The following is a 15,375-nucleotide window of genomic DNA, read 5'->3' as shown; positions in this document are numbered from 1 at the left end:
GAACGCGCTGCGGGTCTTTTCTCACCGATAAGTGCTTCGCAAAACGCTAAACCCAGCGCTGGGTTTGGCGTTTTTTCGTTGCGCGGTGCGGTGGTCAGCCGTGTTGTGCCAACCACTCGAGGAGCAAGGGCAAAACCGAAGCGGCAGCGGACGCGTTGGGGTGTTGCAGCAGGATCGCGACCACGTACGGCCTGCCGTTGCGGTCCCGTGCATACCCGGCAAGCGCCCGTACGTCGCGTAGCGTCCCGGTCTTGACGTGCGCGTCACCGGCAAGCGGATGGTCGCGGTAGCGCCGTCGTGCCGTGCCGTCTTCCCCTAGGCGTGGCAGGCCGGCAAAAAATTCGGCGGCGTAGTTCTGGTGCGCCACATAGGTGAGGAGTTGCGCAAGTGTCCGAGCCGTGATGCGCGCGGTGCGCGAAAGCCCCGCGCCGTTGTCGATCACCGTCTGGCCGTCGTCGATTGCGCGCGCCTTCAGGAGTGCCAACACCGCGTCGCGTCCGGCGGCGACATGGTCCGGAGCATCGGGCGCAGTCTCGTACCCGATGAGGGCAAGGAGTTGGCGCGCGATCACGTTGTTCGACCATTTGTTCATCTGATACGCGATTTCGGTGAGGGTCGGCGATTCGCTCACCGCGATGCGAAACGGGGTACGTGCGCTTCCTGAGCGCGCCAATTTGGGGTCGATCGTGCCGCCGAGCTCCCCCCAGATCGCGGTCAGGAGCCATTCGAGGTAGCGGTTCGGGTCTGGCGGCGCGAGCGCCAACGTCTGAGAGCCGCACGCAACCGGGTAGCGCCCAGAAAGCACCAAGCGGTTGGAGAGGAACGTTGCCGCGACCAAATGGCGGGCTTCTTGCGGACAGCTTCCTGGCACTGCAGTGAGGGCTTGGGTATCGAGCGGCACGGGAAGGGGTGGGTGGGTGGTGGCGATCACCCGTTTCCCCTCGGGGTGCGGGGTGAGGGTTACGACGATCGCGTTGAAGTGCGCGAGCGCCGCAGCCGGCCCTTGGGTATAGGGGGCTTCGCCCCGTCCGTCGAAGGCGTTGGGATCCCACGGCGGCAAGCGAAGCGCGGGCGCAGTGACGGTAAAGCCCGCGATGCGGCGAATGCCCATCGCGCGCGCGGTGCGAAGGAGCGTCCACAACCGCTCGGCAGTGAGCGCCGGATCGCCATCGTGGACGAGCTCAAGCGTCCCATAGAGCGTCTCTCCCTGCCATTCGGCACGGGTTTGCAACACGACCTGCCATCGTGCGCTCGCGCCAAAGGTTTCGAACGCGGCAAAGGTAGTAATGAGCTTCATCACCGAAGCGGGGTTGCGCGGGGTGTCCGCGTGGTAGTAGAGTTTTGGCCCGTCGCGGCCGTCAAGCGGCGCGATCCAGACGGAGAGCGATTCGGTGGGGATACCCGCTTGGGTAAGGGTTTTGGCGACCGCGCTGGGCAATCCCGCAGCAAGTAGCAGTTCGGGCAGGAGAAGCAGCAAAAAAGCAAGCGCGCAGGCAAGTGGAGCGCGCGCCTGGGGCCCCTTTTTCGCCATCGTCGGGACGCCGCGCCTTACGCGTTGGGCAGCAGCGCGAACTCGTCTGCCCACAGCTGCTCCCGTTTCTCGCGGGGCCGGATGAGCTGGTGGCTGCTGTCGCGCACCAAAACCTCGGCGGCGCGGGGACGGGTATTGTAATTGGAGCTCATCGCCATTCCGTAGGCACCCGCGCAGAGAACGGCAAGCAGGTCGCCCGCTGCGACAGCGAGCGTGCGGTCGAGACCGAGAAAATCCCCCGTTTCGCACACCGGCCCGACGACGTCGCCCGTGCGCGGCGGACACTCGGGGCGGTCGACGACCGGGACGATCTCATGCCACGCTTCGTAGAGTGCCGGTCGCATCAGGTCGTTCATCGCGGCGTCGACGACGAAGAAGGTATGGTCATCGCGGATTTTGACGTATTCGACACGGGTGAGCAACAGCCCCGCCGCACCGACGAGGGAGCGACCGGGCTCGACAGCGAGCCGTTCGGGACGACCAGCGAAAACCGCACGCAGGCGACGCAGCGTTTGGGCGACGTCCAGCGGCGATTCGTCGCGATAGCGAATCCCGATGCCACCGCCGAGATCGATCGTGGTGAGCCGAATGCCCTCATCAGCGAGCTCTTCGACAAAACGACGGATTCGTTCCGCGGCCTCAAGGAGTGGCGCGTCGTCAATCAGTTGCGAGCCGATGTGGCAGGCGACCCCGACCACGGACAACGCGGGATGGTCCATCGCTTGTCGGTAGCCGATGCGCGCTTCGTCAAGAGTGACACCGAATTTGCTACGCGCCAGACCCGTGGCGATATAGGGATGGGTTTTCGGGTCGACGTCCGGGTTGACGCGGAAACTGATCGGTGCCGAGACACCGTGCGCTTGCGCGATCGTCGCGATGCGTTCGAGTTCGGGGAGCGACTCGACGTGAAACGCGCCAATGCCGAGTTCGAGTGCGCGTTCGATCTCCCAGACGGCTTTGCCGACACCGGAGAAGACCACCGTTTCCGGTTTTCCGCCTGCTGCGACCACCCGTTCGAGTTCGCCACCCGAGACGATGTCGAAGCCCGCGCCGAGCTCGGCGAAAAGGCGCAGGATCGACAGGTTGCTGTTTGCCTTGACCGCATAATGGATCGTACCGGCTTCTGGGGGCAGACCTTCGCGATAGGCTGCCCACGCCGCGCGGATCGCTGCTTCGGAATAGACGTAGCACGGAGTGCCGTACCGTTCCGCGATCACAGTCAACGGGGTCGCTTCCAACGTGAGCGTCCCATTGCGGCGAGAGAGGGTCGGCATGGGAAAAAGGTCAGAAGGCGTCATGATCGTGGTTTGCTTCCAATGGGGCAAATAGGGCCGTGGCTGCCGAAGTAGGTGAGAATGCCAGCGGCGCTTCCTCTGCAAAGGCCGCTTGTGCGGACGTTTGTTTTGGTGGTAGGGTCAATGGCCCTTTGACGCCACAGGCAGTGAGTGCAAGCGCGCACGGAACAAGCAACAGCAATCTCAGACGCATGGCCGGTTCGTCGCAACAAAAGCGAAATCTTAACAAAGGAGCGGCGCTTTTGCCAAACAAAACGCCCTGCACGAAGCAGGGCGTTGAGGATCCTGGAACTGAGGGCAACGCTCAGGTGATCTGCACGCACCCCCACAACCGGTGTGGTGTCAGCCGCGCATTACGCCGACTTCTTCGCGCCCGCAGCCGGTTGCGCTTTTTGCGCGGTTTGCGCAGCGGTGCTCACCGCTTTGGTCGCGGCGTTCGCCGCGGCGGAGAGGTTCGCTTCGACGATTTCATTCACCTGCTGGAACGCTTTCTGAATGTTTTCGTAGGCAGCGCTCGTAGCGGCCAAAGCCGACTTCGCGGCGTTGATCGCGACTTCCGAACCCGCAGGAGCCGATTTGCTCAGGTTGTCGAGGAGCTCCGCGATCTCTTTGTTGATTGCGTTGATCTGCTCTTCGGCGACCTTGCTGAGTTCGTTGCGGTGCTGTTTCAAAAGCTCCGCGACTTGACGCTGCTGGTTCACCAGCTCTTCGACGTTGCTGGTGACGAATTTCTGCACCTCTTGCCACGCAGCTTGCGGATCTTTTTGCGTCACGAGCGCCTGACTTTGTTGCGCGAAACGCTCCATGTTGCCGCGCAGCATTTCGAGCGTGATGTTGGTGAGCTTTTCGCCGAGCGCGAAGTTTTGGTTGGCGATGGCGAGCCAGGCTTCCGAAATTTTGCGCTGGTTGTTGGCGAGTTGTTCAATGAATTGCGTGTTCATGGCGATACCTCCCGATGAGTTCAAAAATGTTGCAGTGCAACAATTCATACTATATCGACCCATCGGGAGAAAGTCAACATTTTTTTGTGCAGTGCACAACTCAGCGGTTTTTGAACTGGGGCGGGCGTTTTTCCAGAAACGCTTTCATGCCCTCTTTCTGGTCTTCGAGCGCAAACGCGGCATGGAAGACGCGGCGCTCGAAGAGGAGCCCTTCGGCAAGCGAGCTTTCGAACGCACGGTTGACGCACTCTTTGACCATCATCACCACGGGCAGTGAGTACGAGGCGATGGTCTGCGCGGCAGAGAGTGCCTCGTCGAGCAATCGGTCGACGGGGACGATCCGCGACACCAGCCCCGCACGTTCGGCCTCTTCCGCGTCCATGAAGCGCGCAGTAAGGCACATGTCCATCGCTTTTGCCTTTCCGACCGCACGGGGTAACCGCTGCGTTCCGCCGGCACCGGGTAGGATTCCGAGCTTGATCTCCGGTTGTCCGAACTTCGCGTTGTCGGCGGCAATGATGAAATCGCACATCATCGCCAACTCGCACCCGCCCCCCAGCGCATAGCCGGCAACCGCAGCGATGATCGGTTTGCGACAGGTCTTCACGCGCTCCCAGTTGCGGGTGATGTAGTCGGTTCGGTAGGCGTGCTGATAGTCGAACTCGGCCATCGCGCCGATGTCCGCGCCTGCCGCGAAGGCCTTTTCGTTGCCGGTGATGACGATCGCGCCGATGGCGTCGTCGGCCTCAAAAGTGTCGAGCGCAGCGCCGATCGCATCAACCACCGCGTCGTTGAGCGCGTTCATCCGTTCCGGGCGATTGATGCGGATCAGCCCGACTTTGCCATGGACTTCGGTCAATACGACGGATGAATGGCTGGTTTCATTCATGGTTTTTGCTCCTTGGGTGGGTTTTTGGGTTGAATGATCGCGCGCACCCGCCCGTTCGGGGCAGAGGAGGTCGCGCCGCTTTTGGTCACGCGATAGGTTTCGTTGACCACTTCATAGACGATCACCGCGCCTTCGACGATGTCGGCACCCGAGGTGACGCGGGCGCGGCCGGTCAGCGTCAAGCGTTCGGCCCGCGCGTCATAGTCGAGCCGTTCCGCTTGCCCCGTGATCCATTCGTCCGAACCCTCTTTCTGTTGGCGAAAGGTGGCCAAGCGCCCTTTGCCGATCGCGGTTCCCGTGCGAAACCCCCGGTCGTCCTGTGTCACGATTACCTCGTCGGCACGAATTTCCAGCGTACCTTGGCGCAGCAGGACGTTGCCTTCGAAGCGGTGGGTGCGTTCGCGTTCGTCGACGGTGATCCGGTCGGCGTCGATTGCAACCGGTTGGTCGCGATCGCTCTTTTTCGCGTAGAGCGGTCCGGGCAATGCCACGATCAGCGCTGTGAGTGCGGTCAACGCGAGCGGGCGTAAATGGCTGCAGACAAGCGTGCTCATCCTGATCCTTTACCGGGTCGTGCGGAGGGTGCGTTGGGTTGCGGTACGCGTTGCCGAGGCGAAGGCGGCGCCGGCCAGTGAACGTGCGCGTTTCCGGCCAAGACGATATGGGTGAAGTCGCGTTCGGCAGTCAGGGTATCACCGACAGCCCAACGCGCCCCTTGGAGTAACCAGGTTTGCGTCGCGCTACTGCCCCGCCCTTCATGGGGCCAGAGCGTCAGCGCTTCCGTTGCGAGCGCAAGCGGCGGGGCATCGAGCGCATCGCGGCGGATGCGCACCGTATTCCAAAGGTCGAGCCGCCCTTCGTTTTCGAGCCACCGCGCCTGTTGGGCGAATGCCACGGTATGGTATGGGGGGCGGAACGATTCGAACGTGACCTGGGTGAGCAGCACTTGTGCACTGAGGCGTTCGTGGTCAAGCCGCGCCGCGGTGAGCGTCTGCTGCAACCGGCCCGATCGGTCATAGATGCGGGTGAAGGTCTGATAGGCGGTGCCGTCGATCTGTGGCGCTGGTGGCGAAGGGGGGGTGAGTGCGGCCATTTCGCGCTCAGCAAGCCACCAAAGCCCTGAGGCGATCACCGCCAACGCAGTCAAGAGGAGCGTGGTACGAGCGGTCGTTGCCGTCAACGTCATGGCGCAGCGGACCCCAAGGCTTCTTGAACCAGCTGATGGTAACGGTTTTGCGTTTTGAGCAGCCAATCACACACTTCACGGACGGCGCCGTGACCGCCAGGCAGCGCCGCACGGTAGTCGACGCGGGCGCAGACCTCCGGATGGGCGTCGGCAGGCGCCGCCGAAAACCCGCACTGGCAGAGAATTTCGAGGTCGACGATGTCGTCGCCCATATATCCGGCCTGTTGGCGCGTCAAGTTGCGCCGGGCAAGGATGGTTTGCAGCGTCGCGAGTTTGTCTTCGACACCCAAGTGGCATTCGTGCACACCGAGTTCGGCACAGCGCGCTTCGAGCGCTGCAGAGCGCCGCCCCGAGATCACCACGACGACGATTCCGGCGCGCATCAGCAGTTTCAGGCCGTGTCCATCGCGACTGTGAAAAACTTTTAGGGTTTCGCCGTCGGGGCCGTAATAGAGGCGGCCGTCGGTCATCACCCCGTCGATGTCAAACCCCATGAGACGCACGGCGCGCGCTTTGGCTCGAGCATCCATCTAAATCACCTTGGCGTGCATCAAATCGTGCATATGGACCGCACCCGCAAGGGTTCCGTCTGCGTGTACGGCCAGGATGTGGTTGATGCGGTGCGTCTCCATGAAGCGGGCCGCTTCGGCGGCAAGCGCAGTTGCCGGGAGCGTTTTGGGGGCAGGGTGGGCCACATCGCCGAAACGGGCATGGCGCCAATCGGTGCCGCGCTCTAGGAGCCTACGCAGATCGCCGTCGGTAAAGATGCCGATCGGGTGGTCACGCTCGTCCACTTCGATCACCATCCCCATGCCCCCTTGGGTCATCGTCAAGAGCGCTTCGGTGAACGGGGTCTGGGCCGTTGCGACCGGACAGCGGGCGCGGGGCCGCATCACGTCGCTCAACCGCAGCAACAGCCGCCGCCCCAGCGCACCGGCGGGGTGGGTGCGGGCAAAATCGTCGGGACCAAAACCGCGCGCTTCCAAAAGCGCCATCGCCAACGCATCCCCGAGCGCGAGCGTCGCCGTGGTGCTCGCAGTTGGCGCGATGTTGTGCGGGCACGCCTCTTGCGGTACAGAGACGTCGAGATGGACCTCGGCGGCTTGTGCGAGCGGCGAATGGGCTCGGCCGGTGATCGCGATGAGGTGGGCGCCGAAGCGTTTGATCGCTGGCAGGATGGTCAGAAGTTCGTCCGATTGGCCCGAATAGGAGATCGCGATCACCACGTCCTCGGGTGTGATCATTCCGAGGTCGCCATGCGCGGCTTCCGCCGCATGGACGAAATAGGCGGGGGTGCCGGTCGAAGCCAGGGTGGCGGCGATCTTGCGCCCGATGTGGCCCGATTTCCCCACGCCGGTCACGATCACCCGCCCTTTGGCCTCGAGGATCACCGTGACGGCGCGGACGAAACTCTGGTCATGCCGCAGGCGTGCTTTGACCGCCTCAAGCCCAGCGATTTCGATCGCCAATGTGGTTTCGCCCCGAGCGATCAGACGCTCTGGGTCGATGGGCGCTAACGAACCGACCATGATGTCCTTTCCGCTATACTGGCGCGTAGTATAGCAAACCCATCTGTCGGGGAACGGAATGCACGAAAGCCTTTTTTTGCTGGTTGGGCTTCTGGCGGGGTCGGTGGTCGCGGTGGCCCTCACGCGGCAATTGGGCTTGCCGCCGATCATCGGCTATTTGATGGTCGGGGTGCTCGTCGGCCCCAGTACCCTCAATCTGGTTCGCGATCCTGCCACGGCGCAGTTCGTCGCCGAATTCGGCATCGTCTTTTTGATGTTTTCGATCGGTTTGGAATTTTCGCTGGGTCACCTCAAGGCGATGCGCCGCGTCGTCTTCGGCCTTGGGGCGATCCAGGTCTTGGTGACGATCGTGGTGTTGATGGGAGTCGGTGGGGCCCTGGGGTTGCCGTGGATCGGTGCTTTCGTACTCGCCGCTGCGTTGGCGATGTCCTCGACGGCGATTTTGTCGAAATTGCTCACCGAGCGGATGGAGTTGGAAAAACCCCACGGGCGAGAAGTGATCGGCGTGTTGCTCTTTCAAGATCTCGCCGTGGTGCCGATCCTCATTTTGCTGCCTGCGCTCGGCAGGGGCGAAGCGGGGGGAGAGTGGCTCTTGCCGATGGGGCTGGCGCTGGTGAAAGCGGCGGTGGCGCTGGCGCTCGTGTTGCGCTTCGGCCAACCCGTGATGCGCCGCTGGTTCGGTTGGGTGGCGCGGCAACGCTCGAGTGAATTCTTCACGTTGAACGTCCTTTTGGTCACGATCGGCATGGCGATGCTTTCCGAGCTCCTGGGGTTGTCGCTCGCGCTCGGGGCTTTCCTGGCCGGGATGTTGATTGCCGAAACCGAATACCGCTACCAGGTAGAAGAGGATATCAAGCCGTTTCGCGACGTGCTCCTGGGGCTCTTTTTCATCACCGTCGGGATGTTTCTCGACATCGGCGTGGTGCTTCGCTTTCTGCCTTGGGTTGCGGTGACGATCGTGGTGGTGCTGATCCTCAAAGGGGTGATCGTTTGGGCAGGATCACGGGTGTTGGGCAGTGACGCAAGCACCGCACTGCGCTCCGCTTTGTGGTTGTGTACGGCGGGGGAGTTCGGTTTCGTGGTCCTTGCCTTGGGCGAGCGGCACGGGTTGATGCCCGAACCGTGGCCACAGGTAATCGCGGCGTCGCTGGTGTTGTCGATGTTGATCGCGCCGGTGATCGTGCAGTTTTCCGACAAGCTCGTTTTGCGCGTGGTGGCGAGCGAATGGACGCGGCGCTCGTTGGAGCTCACGCAGATTGCGGCGCGGACGGTGAAGATCAAGGCGCCGGTACTGCTGCTGGGCTATGGTCGAACCGGGCAACACATGGCAAAGCTCCTCGACCAGGAGGGGATCAGCGTCGTCGCGCTCGATCTGGATCCGGAACGGGTGCGGCGCGCGCAGGCGGCAGGGGAAAACGTCGTCTATGGGGATGCGGCGCGCACTGAGGTGCTCAAAGCGGCTGGGTTGATGCGGGCGCAAGCGGTGGTGGTCACCTTCGCCGATCGCGACGCAGCGCTGCGCATCCTATCGGCGGTTCAAGCGTTGCGGCCAGAGGCGCCCGTGGTGGTCCGGGTGCGTGATGAGGGCGACATCGAGCGGATGTTCGCCGCTGGCGCCTCCGAGGTGATTCCGGAAGCGATCGAGGTGGCCATCATGATGGCGGTGCAGACGCTGGCGCTGATCGGCGTGCCGTTGCCGAAACTGGTACGCCGACTGCGTGCCTTGCGCGAGGAGCGGTATGGGCTGTTCCGCGGTTTCTTTTCCGGAGTGAGCGACGCCGCAGACGAAGAACCCGATGCAGACGGTGTCCGGCTGGATACCTTCGTAGTGAGCGACGATTCTCCGTGGGTGGGGCATACGCTGGGGGCGCTCGCGCTCGATACGTTACGCGTCGAAGTGGTTGCGGTGCGGCGTCGGGGGATTCGCGGGGCGGCGCCGGACGCGAGTTTCCGCCTGCAGCGGGGGGACGCGCTGATCGTGCGCGGGGATATCGCGGCGCTCGAGGCGGCGCGCGAGCGCTTTTTGGCTGGGCCAGATTGAGCGGGGGGTAAGGAGCACACGGAAGGGCTCTGTGAGCTTGCCGCTCAGTCGGTGAGGCGGGTGGGCAGCGGCATCATAGGATCGATGCAGCGTCGCGGCAAGTAGCCTCCGGCCATGGTCGTGGAGGTTTGCGTGGGCAGATGGACCTGGCGGATGAAGTAGCGGATGCGATCGCTTCCTTCCAAACGGTAGGTGCCAACGAAAGCGAGCGGATCCGTGGTGGTCGTGGTCATCAATTGCGCAACGTCGCGAGTGAGCGCACGGAGCCCGCTTTCGTCGAGGCGAAAGTCGGCAGCGAGTTCAACGGTACGGACCGGGCGCTGGCACTGTTGTTGCCACGCCAAGCGAAACTCTTCCCCAAGACGTTTGCCGATTCGCTGCGGCCGGTAATCGTCGACCGCGACGAAGTCGGTGATGACCACAGGGGTTGTACACGTCAAGCCTTGGCATCTGCACAATTGCGCCGCGTCTTTTCCGAGCCGCTCGCGCAACAATGTGGCGCAATCGCTGAGCGATTCCGTGAGCGAAACGGCCGTTTGTGCGCACCCCAGAAGTGTGCTCGTAAGCGCGACCAGCGCGAAGCGTTGGGGCCACTTACACCGCATCGGCACGGGTCTGCGCTTTGGGGGTTGCCGCATCAGTTGCCCCGAATGATCCGCATCGGGCGCAGGTTGTCGTGATCGGTGAGGAGGTGGGCTACCGTGTCGTCGATGGGAAGCCGCACCTCGGAACTGGCTACCACGACGCCAGTTGCGACATCGGTGATCCGTGCGTGGAGAATGACTTCGTTACTGGTCACGCTGTAGGTGCCCGTGAGCGCAGCCGCAGCCGCATACTGGTATTCGAGCCGCTTGGGATCGCGGGAGAGGACGAACTCGCCCTCTGGCGTGACCGCAACCGCTTTACTGAGGCGCACGTCATAGAGGTTCCAGCCACGAACCTGCAAGCGCGCGACCAACCCTTCGGTGAGTAGCCGCCCAAGTGGTGCCGTGTCGTCGATCCGGTCGAGGTTGACGAAGGTCGCAGCAAGCACTGCGGGATAGGCGCTCTTATGTTTGGTATTGGCGTCGAGCTGTTCCGCCATCAAGTTGAGCGCTTCGGCGACCGAATGAGATGGAGTGGTCACTTGACGTGGCGGACGAAACGCCGGGCGCATTTCGATCGACGGCGTTGCAGCGGCGTACTCGGGTGTGGTGGCTCCTTGTCGCTCGCCATTTGCGATTGGGTTGGAGGTCTCATGATGTGCGTTTACGGTGACCGACGAACAACCGGCAGCCGTGAGTGCCGCAAAGAGGACCCCTAACAGTGAACGCGGTGTCATGGTGATGACTCCTGATGGTAGTTTGTGTGCATTATCGGCAACCAAGCAAAAAACTTGAGGGGATTTTACGGGGAAAAATGCGCGCAATTTCGCACGTTGCCGATCAGGTATAATGAGAGCTTCGCTCAAAAATGGCACAATGCGTGACAGAACGATTGGTCGCTTCGTTGTCCGGGGTTGACGCCGGGTATGGGACGCGGCAGATCCTGCACGGCATCGATTTCACCGTTCATCGCGGCCAGGTGGTCGCGATCATGGGGGGATCGGGTTCGGGCAAGACGACGCTGTTGCGCCTCATGACCGGGCAATTACGCCCATGGTCTGGCGCCGTTGAGGTTTTGGGTGTCCGCCTCGAGCAAGCCTCGGAAGCGCAACGCTACGCGCTGCGGCGCCGTATCGGGATGCTCTTTCAATTCGGGGCGCTTTTCACCGATCTCGACGTATTCGAAAACGTCGCGTTCCCGTTGCGGGAGCATACCCGACTGCCGGAGCCGTTGATCCGCGATCTGGTATTACTCAAACTGGAAGCGGTTGGGTTGCGGGGTGCGGCGCGCTTACGCACGAGTGAGCTTTCGGGCGGTATGGCGCGGCGGGTGGCGCTGGCCCGCGCCATTGCGCTGGATCCGGAGTTGATCCTTTATGACGAACCGTTTGCGGGGCTCGACCCCATTTCCCTTGCGACGATCGGAACGCTGATTCGCCGTTTGAACGATGCGCTCGGGGCGGCGTCGGTGGTGGTCACCCACGATGTGGTCGAATCGCTCGCGCTCGTTGATTATGTCTATTTCGTTTCGCGTGGGCGCATCGTCGCGCACGGCACACCGGACGAAATCCGCAACGCGAGCGACCCCTATGTGCGCCAGTTCGTCCGCGGCGAAATCGACGGGCCGGCGCCGTTCCACTATCCGGCGCCGCCCTTAGCCGAAGCGCTGATGGAGGGGCAATGATCGAAGCAGTCGCGCGCCTAGGGCGGGCAACGATCGACGCGGTGGTCCAACTGGGATTGGCTGCGCGGTTCGTGATCGCGTTGCTCCACCACTCTGGCATGACCTTTCGCCGCTTGCCGTTGCTCATCCGTGACCTCTATTTCGCTGGGGTGTTGTCGATCCTGATCATCGTGGTTTCGGGGGCGTTCGTCGGTTTGGTGCTGGGGCTCCAAGGGTATGATACGCTCCAACGTTTTGGCTCGGAAACGGCGCTCGGCGGGGTGGTGGCGCTTTCGTTACTGCGTGAGCTCGGGCCGGTGGTTGCCGCGTTGTTGTTCGCCAGTCGCGCCGGAAGCGCGATGACCGCTGAAATCGGATTGATGAAGGCAACCGAGCAGCTCGATGCGATGGACGTGATGGCGGTAAACCCAATCGCGCGCGTCATCGCCCCGAAGTTCTGGGCGGGGGTGATTGCGATGCCGTTGCTGGCGGCGATCTTTTCCGCGGTGGGGATTTTGGGCGGTTGGTTCATCGGTGTGGTGGTGATCGGGGTGGATCACGGTACCTTCTGGTCGCAGATGCAGAACGCGGTCGATTTCGAGGAAGACGTGCGCAACGGCGTTGTGAAAAGTCTCATCTTCGGGGTCATTGTCACCTGGATCGCCGTGTTTCAAGGGTGGAGTTGCACGCCGACTGCGGAAGGGGTTTCGCGCGCGATCACCAAAACCGTGGTTTTTGGGGCGTTGGCGGTGCTCGCGGCCGATTTCGTGCTGACCGCATTCCTGTTCATTGGACGCTGAGATGGAACGCAAAAGTTGGGACGTTTGGGTCGGGCTGTTCGTTTTGCTGGGGATGGCGGCGCTCTTTTTCCTGGCCTTCGAGGTCTCCAGTGCCGCTACATCGCGGATCGACGGTGAGACGATCCGCGTTGTCGCCTATTTCGACAATATCGGCGGATTGAAGGTGAAAGCGCCGGTAAAGAGTGCCGGAGTGCTGGTCGGACGGGTGACCGCGATTCGACTCGATCCGAAAAACTACCGTGCTGAGGTGACGATGGAACTCAGTAAGAGAATCCCTTTCCCGAAGGATTCGAGCGCCAGCATTTTGACCGCGGGGTTGCTGGGGGAACAGTACGTGGGGATCGAAGCGGGTGCCGATTTGGAAAACCTTCAGGATGGCGACCGCATCGTGTTGACGCAATCGGCGGTGGTCTTGGAAAAATTGATCGGCCAGTTTTTGGTCAATAAAGCAGCGGAGTAACGCCCATGCAGCACGTGACGCAAAAGGGGTTCAGTACGTGGTTGGGCCGCGCATTGGCGATCGGAGCGCTCGCGGTTGCGTCGAGCGGCTGTGCAACCGCCGTTCAGCGGGGAGGGGTTAGCGCGGATGCGTCGTCGACGAACGCTGCGGTGCGCGCAACGCCAGTCGACCCATGGGAAGGGTTCAACCGCACGATGTTCGCGGTGAACGAAGCGCTCGATCGTGCGGTGGTGAAGCCCGTGGCGCAGGCGTATGACACCGTGGCGCCGGAACCGGTGAAAAAAGGGGTGAGCAACTTCTTCGGAAACCTGGGGGATCTCTGGATCGGGTTCAACAATTTGTTGCAAGGCAAACCCGGGGCAGCGGCGAACGATTGGATGCGCTTTGCGTTCAACACGACCTTTGGGGTGTTCGGCCTTTTCGATATCGCGTCCGAAGCTGGGCTTCCCAAACACAACGAAGATTTTGGTCAGACGTTGGCGCGCTGGGGCGTGGGGAGCGGCCCGTACCTGGTACTTCCTATTCTGGGACCAAGAACCTTACGCGACGCCGCCGCATGGCCGGTCGATCGGCTGGGCGATCCCACGACCCATCTCGAGGATGACACGGCGCGCTTTGCGGCGAAGAGCCTCGAGATCGTCGAAACCCGGGCACGGCTGTTGCCGCTCGATGCCCAGGCGGATGCGGCGATCGACAGATATGCGTATGTCCGTGATTCTTATCTGCAACGGCGCCAGTATCTGATTTACGACGGTAATCCTCCCGTCGTGTATGAACGTTATGAATAGGATCGAGAACATGGCAAGCCGGCGTGTTTTTCTCAGCGCAATCTTGGGCGGGATCATTTGGGTGGCTGCTCGCGGGCGGCACCTGAGCGCAGCCGAACTCAAGTTGGATGAAGACCCGGTAGCGCTCGTGCAGCGTCTCTCGGATGCGGTCTTTGCCTACCTCAAAGCGCATCCGGTGGTTGATGAGCCGAGTCGCGAGGCGCTCGCTGCCTTTGTCGAAACCAATGTGCTGCCCTATTTCGACATGCCGCGCATGACGGCCTTGGCAGTCGGTCCGGCTTGGCGGCAGGCTACGCCGCAACAGCGCGCGCAGCTCACCGACGAGTTCAAAAAACTGCTGTTGCGCACCTATTCGAATGCGGCGAAGGCGTACAAAGACGAAACCCTCGAATTCGTTCCGCAAAGAGGTGGGGCAGACGATGCGATCGTTCGCGTCGCGGCGCGAATCGTTCGCGCTGGGAGTGAACCGATCGACGTGCAATATGTGCTTCAAAATAGCGGCAACGGGTGGCGGATCTTCGACGTGGTGATTGCTGGGGTGAGCCTGGTGACCAACTACCGCGGGAGTTTTTCGGCCGAGATCAACCGCAACGGCATCGACGGGTTGATCCGCTTGTTGGCTGAGAAGAATGCCAAAGGTGAGAGCGACCCAGTGCCCGGGCCAGGAAAGGGCGCCAATGGCTGACGGTGGTGTGCTTGCGCTTTCGGGGGTAATCACCGTCTATACCGCGCATGAGTGGGTGGATCGTTACCCGGCAGGCGCCGCGTCGATCACCGTGGACGCCGGTGCGGTTACGGTGTGTGATTCGGCGCTCATCGCGTTGTTGCTCGCGTGGCGCCGCCGGGCAAGCCGGGAGGGGGCGACGATCACGGTACGAAACCTACCCGAAAGTGCGCTTGCGTTGGCTAACATCTACGGCGTGACGTCGCTCGTCTCATGAAACCGTCTGCGATTGAGATTCGGGGCGCGGTGAAGCGCTTTGGTGACTTCACCGCGGTGGCTGGAATCGATCTCACCGTCGCGCAAGGGGAATTCTTTGGGCTACTTGGTCCCAACGGTGCGGGAAAGACGACGCTCATCTCGATGCTTGCTGGGCTTGTCAAACCGACAGAAGGGACGCTGCGGGTGATGGGGTTCGACGTTGCAACCGATTACCGCCGCGCACGCCGCGCGATCGGGGTCGTCCCCCAAGAGTTGGTCTTTGACCCCTTTTTCACGGTCCGTGAGTGTTTGCGCTTTCAATCCGGATATTACGGCATTCGGCACAACGAGGCGTGGATCGACGAACTGCTCGTGGGGTTGGGGCTAGCTGCGAAAGCGGATGCGAATCTGCGAACCCTTTCGGGTGGGATGAAGCGGCGGGTGATGGTGGCGCAAGCGCTCGTGCATCGGCCGCCCGTGATCGTCCTCGACGAGCCGACTGCCGGGGTCGATGTCGAACTGCGGCAAAGTCTTTGGCAATTCGTGATGAAACTCAACAAGGCGGGGCACACGATCATTTTGACGACCCACTATTTGGAGGAGGCGGAAACGTTGTGCGATCGCATCGCGATGATGAAAGGGGGACGGATCGTTGCGCTTGACCGCACCCGAGAACTGCTTGCGCGCGCCGGAGGGAAAGATTTGGAACGCGTTTTTTTGGAGGTGATGCGTGGCACCGCTTGAGC

General features: G+C 62.1%; 19 protein-coding genes. 8 read left to right on the top strand and 11 right to left on the bottom strand.

Annotation, left to right across the window (positions count from 1 at the left end; translation table 11 throughout):
* Nucleotides 1–94: 94 nt before the first annotated feature.
* From dacB to KUL93_RS02380, 9 genes are all read right to left on the bottom strand, one after another.
* Nucleotides 95–1,531 (bottom strand): D-alanyl-D-alanine carboxypeptidase/D-alanyl-D-alanine endopeptidase, encoded by a 1,437-nt coding sequence (gene dacB / locus KUL93_RS02415; RefSeq protein WP_217125531.1) that lies wholly within the window; start codon nt 1,529–1,531, stop codon nt 95–97.
* A gap of 17 nt (nt 1,532–1,548) precedes the next feature.
* Nucleotides 1,549–2,829 (bottom strand): diaminopimelate decarboxylase, encoded by a 1,281-nt coding sequence (lysA, locus tag KUL93_RS02410; RefSeq protein WP_217125530.1) that lies wholly within the window; start codon nt 2,827–2,829, stop codon nt 1,549–1,551.
* Nucleotides 2,816–3,019 (bottom strand): LPS translocon maturation chaperone LptM, encoded by a 204-nt coding sequence (gene lptM, locus KUL93_RS11650; RefSeq protein WP_346731618.1) that lies wholly within the window; start codon nt 3,017–3,019, stop codon nt 2,816–2,818. Before lptM ends, lysA begins: the two co-directional genes overlap by 14 nt.
* Before the next feature lie 160 nt (nt 3,020–3,179).
* The gene (locus KUL93_RS02405) at nt 3,180–3,767 is read right to left on the bottom strand and encodes a phasin family protein (protein WP_217125529.1); all 588 of its coding nucleotides are present in this window, start codon (nt 3,765–3,767) and stop codon (nt 3,180–3,182) included.
* A gap of 100 nt (nt 3,768–3,867) precedes the next feature.
* Nucleotides 3,868–4,656 carry an enoyl-CoA hydratase gene (locus tag KUL93_RS02400; RefSeq protein WP_119335321.1) on the bottom strand — a complete coding sequence of 263 codons (789 nt, stop codon included), beginning with the start codon at nt 4,654–4,656 and terminating at the stop codon, nt 3,868–3,870.
* A complete protein-coding gene (gene lptA / locus KUL93_RS02395) occupies nt 4,653–5,210 on the bottom strand; it encodes a lipopolysaccharide transport periplasmic protein LptA (RefSeq protein ID WP_217125528.1) in 558 nt (185 codons plus the stop codon). The genes KUL93_RS02400 and lptA overlap by 4 nt, the downstream gene beginning before the upstream one ends.
* Nucleotides 5,207–5,842, bottom strand: a complete 636-nt coding sequence (gene lptC / locus KUL93_RS02390) for an LPS export ABC transporter periplasmic protein LptC (RefSeq protein WP_217125527.1) — start codon at nt 5,840–5,842, stop codon at nt 5,207–5,209. The genes lptA and lptC overlap by 4 nt, the downstream gene beginning before the upstream one ends.
* Nucleotides 5,839–6,372, bottom strand: a complete 534-nt coding sequence (locus KUL93_RS02385) for a KdsC family phosphatase (RefSeq protein WP_217125526.1) — start codon at nt 6,370–6,372, stop codon at nt 5,839–5,841. Before KUL93_RS02385 ends, lptC begins: the two co-directional genes overlap by 4 nt.
* On the bottom strand, nt 6,373–7,371 hold the full coding sequence (locus KUL93_RS02380; protein WP_217125525.1) for a KpsF/GutQ family sugar-phosphate isomerase: 999 nt from the start codon (nt 7,369–7,371) through the stop codon (nt 6,373–6,375). It lies immediately after the preceding gene.
* Between the two features lie 58 nt (nt 7,372–7,429).
* Here KUL93_RS02380 and KUL93_RS02375 point away from each other — a divergent pair, with 58 nt between their 5' ends.
* Complete coding sequence (locus tag KUL93_RS02375; RefSeq protein ID WP_217125524.1) at nt 7,430–9,412, top strand: monovalent cation:proton antiporter family protein; 1,983 nt, start codon at nt 7,430–7,432, stop codon at nt 9,410–9,412.
* 44 nt (nt 9,413–9,456) lie between these two features.
* Here the strand turns inward: KUL93_RS02375 and KUL93_RS02370 are convergent, their stop codons facing one another.
* Together KUL93_RS02370 and KUL93_RS02365 are read right to left on the bottom strand one after the other, a co-directional pair.
* On the bottom strand, nt 9,457–10,050 hold the full coding sequence (locus tag KUL93_RS02370; RefSeq protein WP_217125523.1) for a FlgO family outer membrane protein: 594 nt from the start codon (nt 10,048–10,050) through the stop codon (nt 9,457–9,459).
* Nucleotides 10,050–10,733 (bottom strand): FlgO family outer membrane protein, encoded by a 684-nt coding sequence (locus KUL93_RS02365; RefSeq protein WP_217125522.1) that lies wholly within the window; start codon nt 10,731–10,733, stop codon nt 10,050–10,052. The genes KUL93_RS02370 and KUL93_RS02365 overlap by 1 nt, the downstream gene beginning before the upstream one ends.
* Before the next feature lie 143 nt (nt 10,734–10,876).
* On the opposite strand from KUL93_RS02365, the gene KUL93_RS02360 reads away from it, so the two are divergent.
* The 7 genes from KUL93_RS02360 to KUL93_RS02330 are packed head-to-tail and all read left to right on the top strand — an operon-like array spanning nt 10,877 to nt 15,373.
* Nucleotides 10,877–11,680 (top strand): ABC transporter ATP-binding protein, encoded by an 804-nt coding sequence (locus tag KUL93_RS02360; RefSeq protein WP_217125521.1) that lies wholly within the window; start codon nt 10,877–10,879, stop codon nt 11,678–11,680.
* Nucleotides 11,677–12,459, top strand: a complete 783-nt coding sequence (gene mlaE, locus KUL93_RS02355; RefSeq protein WP_217125520.1) for a lipid asymmetry maintenance ABC transporter permease subunit MlaE — start codon at nt 11,677–11,679, stop codon at nt 12,457–12,459. Before KUL93_RS02360 ends, mlaE begins: the two co-directional genes overlap by 4 nt.
* A 1-nt stretch (nt 12,460) precedes the next feature.
* Complete coding sequence (gene mlaD / locus KUL93_RS02350) at nt 12,461–12,919, top strand: outer membrane lipid asymmetry maintenance protein MlaD (RefSeq protein ID WP_217125519.1); 459 nt, start codon at nt 12,461–12,463, stop codon at nt 12,917–12,919.
* Between the two features lie 5 nt (nt 12,920–12,924).
* Nucleotides 12,925–13,707, top strand: a complete 783-nt coding sequence (locus KUL93_RS02345; protein WP_217125518.1) for an MlaA family lipoprotein — start codon at nt 12,925–12,927, stop codon at nt 13,705–13,707.
* Between the two features lie 10 nt (nt 13,708–13,717).
* Nucleotides 13,718–14,392: an MlaC/ttg2D family ABC transporter substrate-binding protein gene (locus tag KUL93_RS02340; RefSeq protein ID WP_217125517.1), complete on the top strand. Its 675-nt coding sequence runs from the start codon at nt 13,718–13,720 to the stop codon at nt 14,390–14,392.
* Nucleotides 14,385–14,648: an STAS domain-containing protein gene (locus KUL93_RS02335; protein WP_217125516.1), complete on the top strand. Its 264-nt coding sequence runs from the start codon at nt 14,385–14,387 to the stop codon at nt 14,646–14,648. Before KUL93_RS02340 ends, KUL93_RS02335 begins: the two co-directional genes overlap by 8 nt.
* Complete coding sequence (locus KUL93_RS02330) at nt 14,645–15,373, top strand: ABC transporter ATP-binding protein (protein ID WP_217125515.1); 729 nt, start codon at nt 14,645–14,647, stop codon at nt 15,371–15,373. Before KUL93_RS02335 ends, KUL93_RS02330 begins: the two co-directional genes overlap by 4 nt.
* Nucleotides 15,374–15,375: the final 2 nt, after the last annotated feature.

This window comes from Hydrogenophilus thiooxidans (assembly GCF_019049855.1).
GTDB classification, from domain to species: Bacteria; Pseudomonadota; Gammaproteobacteria; order Burkholderiales; family Rhodocyclaceae; genus Hydrogenophilus; species Hydrogenophilus thiooxidans.
This window is presented reverse-complemented; position numbering and strand designations above follow the sequence as displayed.

What these genes read in the sequence shown, in the direction of transcription:
- KUL93_RS02380 (WP_217125525.1), bottom strand. Translation starts at nt 7,371, where the DNA reads ATGGTCGGTTCGTTAGCGCCCATCGACCCAGAGCGTCTGATCGCTCGG.
- dacB (WP_217125531.1), bottom strand. Translation starts at nt 1,531, where the DNA reads ATGGCGAAAAAGGGGCCCCAGGCGCGCGCTCCACTTGCCTGCGCGCTT.
- lptM (WP_346731618.1), bottom strand. Translation starts at nt 3,019, where the DNA reads ATGCGTCTGAGATTGCTGTTGCTTGTTCCGTGCGCGCTTGCACTCACT.
- lysA (WP_217125530.1), bottom strand. Translation starts at nt 2,829, where the DNA reads ATGACGCCTTCTGACCTTTTTCCCATGCCGACCCTCTCTCGCCGCAAT.
- KUL93_RS02335 (WP_217125516.1), top strand. Translation starts at nt 14,385, where the DNA reads ATGGCTGACGGTGGTGTGCTTGCGCTTTCGGGGGTAATCACCGTCTAT.
- KUL93_RS02375 (WP_217125524.1), top strand. Translation starts at nt 7,430, where the DNA reads ATGCACGAAAGCCTTTTTTTGCTGGTTGGGCTTCTGGCGGGGTCGGTG.
- lptA (WP_217125528.1), bottom strand. Translation starts at nt 5,210, where the DNA reads ATGAGCACGCTTGTCTGCAGCCATTTACGCCCGCTCGCGTTGACCGCA.
- KUL93_RS02330 (WP_217125515.1), top strand. Translation starts at nt 14,645, where the DNA reads ATGAAACCGTCTGCGATTGAGATTCGGGGCGCGGTGAAGCGCTTTGGT.
- KUL93_RS02385 (WP_217125526.1), bottom strand. Translation starts at nt 6,372, where the DNA reads ATGGATGCTCGAGCCAAAGCGCGCGCCGTGCGTCTCATGGGGTTTGAC.
- lptC (WP_217125527.1), bottom strand. Translation starts at nt 5,842, where the DNA reads ATGACGTTGACGGCAACGACCGCTCGTACCACGCTCCTCTTGACTGCG.
- KUL93_RS02345 (WP_217125518.1), top strand. Translation starts at nt 12,925, where the DNA reads ATGCAGCACGTGACGCAAAAGGGGTTCAGTACGTGGTTGGGCCGCGCA.
- mlaD (WP_217125519.1), top strand. Translation starts at nt 12,461, where the DNA reads ATGGAACGCAAAAGTTGGGACGTTTGGGTCGGGCTGTTCGTTTTGCTG.
- mlaE (WP_217125520.1), top strand. Translation starts at nt 11,677, where the DNA reads ATGATCGAAGCAGTCGCGCGCCTAGGGCGGGCAACGATCGACGCGGTG.
- KUL93_RS02340 (WP_217125517.1), top strand. Translation starts at nt 13,718, where the DNA reads ATGGCAAGCCGGCGTGTTTTTCTCAGCGCAATCTTGGGCGGGATCATT.
- KUL93_RS02365 (WP_217125522.1), bottom strand. Translation starts at nt 10,733, where the DNA reads ATGACACCGCGTTCACTGTTAGGGGTCCTCTTTGCGGCACTCACGGCT.
- KUL93_RS02405 (WP_217125529.1), bottom strand. Translation starts at nt 3,767, where the DNA reads ATGAACACGCAATTCATTGAACAACTCGCCAACAACCAGCGCAAAATT.
- KUL93_RS02400 (WP_119335321.1), bottom strand. Translation starts at nt 4,656, where the DNA reads ATGAATGAAACCAGCCATTCATCCGTCGTATTGACCGAAGTCCATGGC.
- KUL93_RS02370 (WP_217125523.1), bottom strand. Translation starts at nt 10,050, where the DNA reads ATGCGGCAACCCCCAAAGCGCAGACCCGTGCCGATGCGGTGTAAGTGG.